We start from the raw sequence: 5,051 nt of genomic DNA on the forward strand, positions 1-5,051 counted from the left end.
GCGGGATACCTGCTTGCACGTCCCATAACTCGAATCCTCCCAAGATCGGGAGTCTCCGGACTTACCGGGACGGCTCACACCCCACCATCTCGACCGCACTGAGGCGACAAGTCCTGGAGCGCGACCATAGCCGCTGCGTGATCTGTGGCGTCGGCGCTCGCGAGCCGTATCCCGGCGAGCCGGGCACGAAGGCCCGCCTGACAGTGGGCCATAGAATCGCAGAGATCCGGAAGGGCGAAGCCAGCCTCGACAACCTGCAGACCGAGTGTGCCCGGTGCAACGAACAAGCCCAGGACACTCCGCCTCATCCCGAAAGCTTGGGTGAAGTCCTGGCGGTGGTGAAGCAGCTAGGCGCGGCCGATAAGGCCGCGCTGCTCACATGGCTCGAGTGCGGCTACCGCCACCGCAACAAGGTGGACTTCGCCTACGACCGCACCCGGCGGCTCGCCCCGTCGGAAAAGGAACACATCATGGCGTTCCTGCGGTCGGCCACCAAAGGGATGCGACAGGTTGGCGGCGCAGAAGTCGACGATCCGCGCAACCTCTCGGCGGCCACGGAGGAACCCTTCGCCGATGCGCCCGACGACTCGTCGTAGACATGCGCGCTTCGCACCGCGCTTAGCCCCTCAGCGTTTGGAAGTGCCCGCAACCTCGGTAGACAATGCCCCCCATATCACCTGGCAGGGGACACGAATCGCTCGGTGTAGCAGCCGACTATCAGCCCACCATCGCCCGGCCTGCCCTAGCTCGCCAGCGCGGCACAATCGCTCGACCAGGGCACCGGGATCATCCATCTGCCAACTCGCGGTCCGCCACCTGCCGGTCCATCTTGGTGAAGTGCCATCCGTTGCCCGGGTACGCGCCCGGTTCCTCATGCGCGGCCTGCAGGTTGCGCATCCGCGCAGACACCGCAGTCGGAGTGCGCCCGAGGGCGTCAGCCAGCGCCCGCACCCTATCGTCGTAAGCAGTGAGCTTGCCGAACTGACGGAACAGGTCATCCACAGCGATCACGTCGTCCTCTGTCCATGGCTGGGCAACGACCCGCTCGCGGGTGTTGTAGACGGTGGCTCTGCTGACGCCGAACTCGCGGGCCAGCGCCGACGCCGATTCACCATCTGCCAACCGCTGAACCATCGCCTCAGCCTGCTCCCGGTCCAATGAAGGCACACGGCCCTTGTAGACGCCCTTGCCCTTGGCGATGGCGATTCCCTCGCGCTGGCGCTCCAGCTGCAGCGCCCGCTCAAACTCGGCCACCGCTCCCATGACTGACAGCATCAGGGCTGCAGACGGGTCGGAGGTGTCGCGAGTGAAGGTCAAACCCTCCTTAACGAAACGAACGGTGACGCCGCGCTCAGTCAGGTCATCCACGGTGCGGCGTAGGTCCGCTAATGACCGGGCCAGCCGGTCCATGCTGTGCACCACCAACTCGTCGCCGTCACGTACGAAACGCAGGCACTCGGTCAAGGCGGGCCGGGACGTGTCCTTGCCGCTGGCATGGTCGATGAACACCCTGTCTAGTTCAATGCCGTCCAGCTGCCTGTCTAGGTTCAGGTCGATGCTGCTTACACGCACGTAGCCTACCGATTTCCCCTTTTTCAATGCCCGATCCCCGCCTGTCTTGTTTAATTCTTAAACCCATTGTAGAAATATGTCGAATAATTCGCAATATCGATCCTAGTTAGACTGCGGACGGGCGCAGTGGCGTGGCTCGGACAAGATGGTGTAGCCAAACCGGAGCGAGCGTCCGGCGTGACCGAATACGGTGCCCTGACGCGCCGAACGGGAGGAATTGAGGTTTTCGTGACGACGGACAAGGGCGTGGACGGCGCAGTCGAACTGGTCGCCGTGTTGGACCAGATGAGTGACACCAGTCCGATTGCATTTGACGCGCCACGTTCCGCCGCTCTGTATCGCTACCTATCCGAGGGGATGCGCGCGGGGCCCAAGGCTGAAGAATTTCGCGACCTGGCGATCGAGCTCATACAGCGCCTGGGCATTTGGTGGTCGCCAGAGATATACGCAACTCTGCCGGTGATGGTGCCGTGGTGCATCCGGGACCGGGCCTGTCGCTACGACCAGGGGCCTGAATCCTGGGGTTCACCACGAAGTGACGGCTATCTCCGCGACGACAACTCGATCATCAAAAAGTTGCCGCTCCCGCTACCGATCAGCGGCCCGGAAGGAAGCGCCTATCGGGGACGAAAACCTTGGCGAGGGTTCACGGCTTGCCATATCTGGCGGGACCTGCCCAGCGGCAAACTAGCCGGTGCTGACCCCTGGTTGTACTCCTTCGTACCCAACCTGATTTGGCTGCCCACTTGGCTAGCGCCCCTGACGGATCGCCAGGGAGACAACACGCAGGTCGTGCTACAGCGGACGAGCATCGCCTTATTCAGGGGGGTCGAGCTACGGGGGCCGGTGACCGGATATGCCGAAGCAGCCTGGGCCAAACTCCCGTCACCGCCCCCAGGCCCGGGCCTCGCCCTCGAGACCCTAAATAAGTTCGATGCGGTACCGAGCTACCTCACCCGCCGGTTGAACTCTCTCGACAAGTTCGTGAAGGGCTGCGACGAAATCCTTGCGGGCCACCAGATCAAGCAGAAGCTGGTCTGCACCCGCTATACAGAGGAGTTGCCCAAGCTCGACCGCCGCAATGTGAAGCAGTTCCGCGACACCATGGAGGACTACCGGCAGGCATGCGCCGCCGCGCTGCACGCGTCCTGTGAGGATGACATGGCGTAGTCAGGGGCGCCCGCTCCCCCGCTCGGCCCGATCGGCGTCACAACCTCGCCGGGTAACGATGAGGCGGTGTCACTCCTGCAAATCCTGCTCAGCTCGAGGCTCCTCCGACGCTGAGCTATCACGGTCCCACAAGATCACTGCCATCGCCGCAGCCGCCAGCTCATTTCCAGCATGCAGGGTGTCATCTTCAGAGGGCCCGCGCCCCTGCCACCGCGCCAGGGCAGTGATGAGCGATTCAAGAATGTCGACGGGGATCACGGATAACCCTTCCACTCGTGGCCACGATGTCCCAGGCCTAGCGGCGAGGGTAAAGCTGGCCAACTGTCAAACAGCAGCCTGGGTGAGGTATCGGTAGACCGTGGCGCGGGAGACGCCGAGCATCTTCGCGATGTCGGTGGCCGAGATGCCCTTGTCCCGCAGGCCACGCGCCTTGACTGCGTCGGCGTCGTCGACCTTGCGGGGCCGACCACCTTTGCGTCCGTTGGCGGCAGCCGCTGTCAGACCGGCGCGGGTCCTCTCGCGAATGGTGTCGCGCTCCAGCTGGGCGAAGGCGGCCATGATGGTCAGCATCGCCTTGCCCATCGGCCCGTCGGTATGCAGGCCCTCGGTCAGGCTCCGGAAGCCGATGCCACGCGCGGTCAGTTGGTCCACCACGGCCAGCACGTGCTGGGTGTTGCGCCCCAGGCGATCGAGCTTCCAGACGATGAGTTCATCGCCTTCGCGGAGGTGGTCCAGGCAGCCATCGAGTTCTGGTCGCTGTGCGGTGGAACCGCTGACGCCGTGGTCGGTGAAGATCCGAGTGGCCCCGGCGTCCTTGAGCGCGTCAAGTTGGAGCTGCGGGTTCTGGTCGATAGTCGACACCCGTGCATATCCGATGGTGGCCACTTAGCCTCCCGTCTCATATTCCCGTCCATTCCCCGGTTTTGAGAATACAAGTTATGAGACGGGTTTTCAAGACGTCCTCACGTCGCGTTAGACCTGGAAGCTGAGCCCGAATGCGGCGAGCTGCCGGAGTCTCATCAACCCATCGTTTTCGAGACTCGGGAAAGAGCGCGCCGGGCCTGCCGATGCATCCCTAACGACCGCAAACGCAGCAGCTGGCTTATACCTGGATATTGCTCTCCCCGGGTGGACCTGGTTGGCCCGGTGTGCCGTCGGCGCCTCCATTTCCCCCCTTTCTACCTGGCGTTGCAGTGCGTCCGTTCGTGCCATCGCCACCACGCCCACCGTCACCGCCTCTGCCATTGCCATTTACGCCTGCTTGTCCACCATCTCCACCGTCACCACCGGCTCGTCCACGGCTCCCATCACCTCCGTTGCCGCCCTTGCCCCCCGTGCCACCAAGGACGCCATCGCCATCACCCCCGCGTCCACCGTCGCCACCCGTAGCGCCCAAGCCACCGTCGACGACTTCGTCGACGTGGCCACCGTTGCCGCCATTGCCACCAGCGCCACCTGTGCCACCGTTGGTGCCGTTGCCACCGTTGCCACCTTCTCCGCCATCCCGGTAGGAACCAGTACCTCCATTGCCACCGTGCCCCCCCGTGCCACCGGTCCCGCCGCTGACGCCGTTACCTCCGACCCCGCCGTCAGCGCCCCAACTCCCGTAACCGCCGATACCTCCCTTACCGCCCGCACCACCTACGCCGCTGTGAGAAGCACCGCCATCTCCCCCGTCACCGCCGTTAGCGACCCTTCCGGACATATCGGTATCGATGCGCCCCCCGTTGCCGCCATCACCGCCATCTCCCCCTATACCTCCGCGGGCGTAGCCGCCGTCTCCCCCGTCACCACCGCGCGCTTCAGCATTAGGCCTGGTAGCGGTGCTACCACCATCGCCGCCGTCGCCCCCGTTACCGCCCCTGCCGCCGTCGTAGGCAGCTCCGCCCGTACCACCCTGGCCACCCGCGGCACTGCCACCGGAGGCGCCTGCTTTTCCGCCTATGCCGCCGTTGCCACCGTTGCCACCGACACTGCCAGGACCGTTACCGGCTCCGCCGCCGCCACCCCCGCCCGAACCTGCACCGACACCTGTTTCGGTGGAGTTGCCGCCGGTACCACCGCGCCCGCCGGTACCGCCGCCACTGCTACCCCCGTCACCACCGGCACCGCCTGCGCCGCCACCGGTTCGCCCGTGCCCACCCTCGCCGCCGTTCCCTCCGCTGTTTGCATCGGCACCATTCAGGCCGTTGCCACCACGGCCTCCGTTACCTGCGTCCCCTCCGTGTGTTCTCCCACTGCCGCCATCGCCACCATTTCCTCCTGCCCCAGCGATGAAGCCCACACCCTTGGCCGCTCCCCCGTCGCCC

The 5,051-nt window shown here is 65.0% G+C and carries 5 protein-coding genes and 1 pseudogene; 2 read left to right on the plus strand and 4 right to left on the minus strand.

The window, feature by feature from the left end:
• Nucleotides 1–137: 137 nt before the first annotated feature.
• Nucleotides 138–596 carry an HNH endonuclease gene (locus tag BST10_RS21970; protein WP_083040731.1) on the plus strand — a complete coding sequence of 153 codons (459 nt, stop codon included), beginning with the start codon at nt 138–140 and terminating at the stop codon, nt 594–596.
• Between the two features lie 445 nt (nt 597–1,041).
• On the opposite strand, the pseudogene BST10_RS21975 reads toward BST10_RS21970, so the two are convergent.
• Nucleotides 1,042–1,599 (minus strand): annotated as a pseudogene (locus BST10_RS21975) (recombinase family protein); the annotation flags it as partial.
• A gap of 150 nt (nt 1,600–1,749) precedes the next feature.
• Between BST10_RS21975 and BST10_RS21980 the strand changes: the two are divergent.
• Complete coding sequence (locus BST10_RS21980) at nt 1,750–2,742, plus strand: hypothetical protein (protein ID WP_083040734.1); 993 nt, start codon at nt 1,750–1,752, stop codon at nt 2,740–2,742.
• A gap of 324 nt (nt 2,743–3,066) precedes the next feature.
• Here the strand turns inward: BST10_RS21980 and BST10_RS21990 are convergent, their stop codons facing one another.
• The 3 genes from BST10_RS21990 to BST10_RS24260 all read right to left on the minus strand — a co-directional run bounded on the left by BST10_RS21990 (nt 3,067) and on the right by BST10_RS24260 (nt 4,884).
• The gene (locus tag BST10_RS21990) at nt 3,067–3,627 is read right to left on the minus strand and encodes a recombinase family protein (protein ID WP_083040739.1); all 561 of its coding nucleotides are present in this window, start codon (nt 3,625–3,627) and stop codon (nt 3,067–3,069) included.
• A 366-nt stretch (nt 3,628–3,993) separates the two neighbouring features.
• Entirely contained in the window at nt 3,994–4,224 is a 231-nt protein-coding gene (locus BST10_RS23460; protein WP_163762406.1) for a hypothetical protein, read from the minus strand.
• Between the two features lie 459 nt (nt 4,225–4,683).
• A complete protein-coding gene (locus BST10_RS24260) occupies nt 4,684–4,884 on the minus strand; it encodes a hypothetical protein (RefSeq protein ID WP_109559619.1) in 201 nt (66 codons plus the stop codon).
• Between the last annotated feature and the right edge of the window lie 167 nt (nt 4,885–5,051).

This window comes from Mycolicibacter algericus DSM 45454 (assembly GCF_002086455.1).
GTDB lineage: Bacteria > Actinomycetota > Actinomycetes > Mycobacteriales > Mycobacteriaceae > Mycobacterium > Mycobacterium algericum.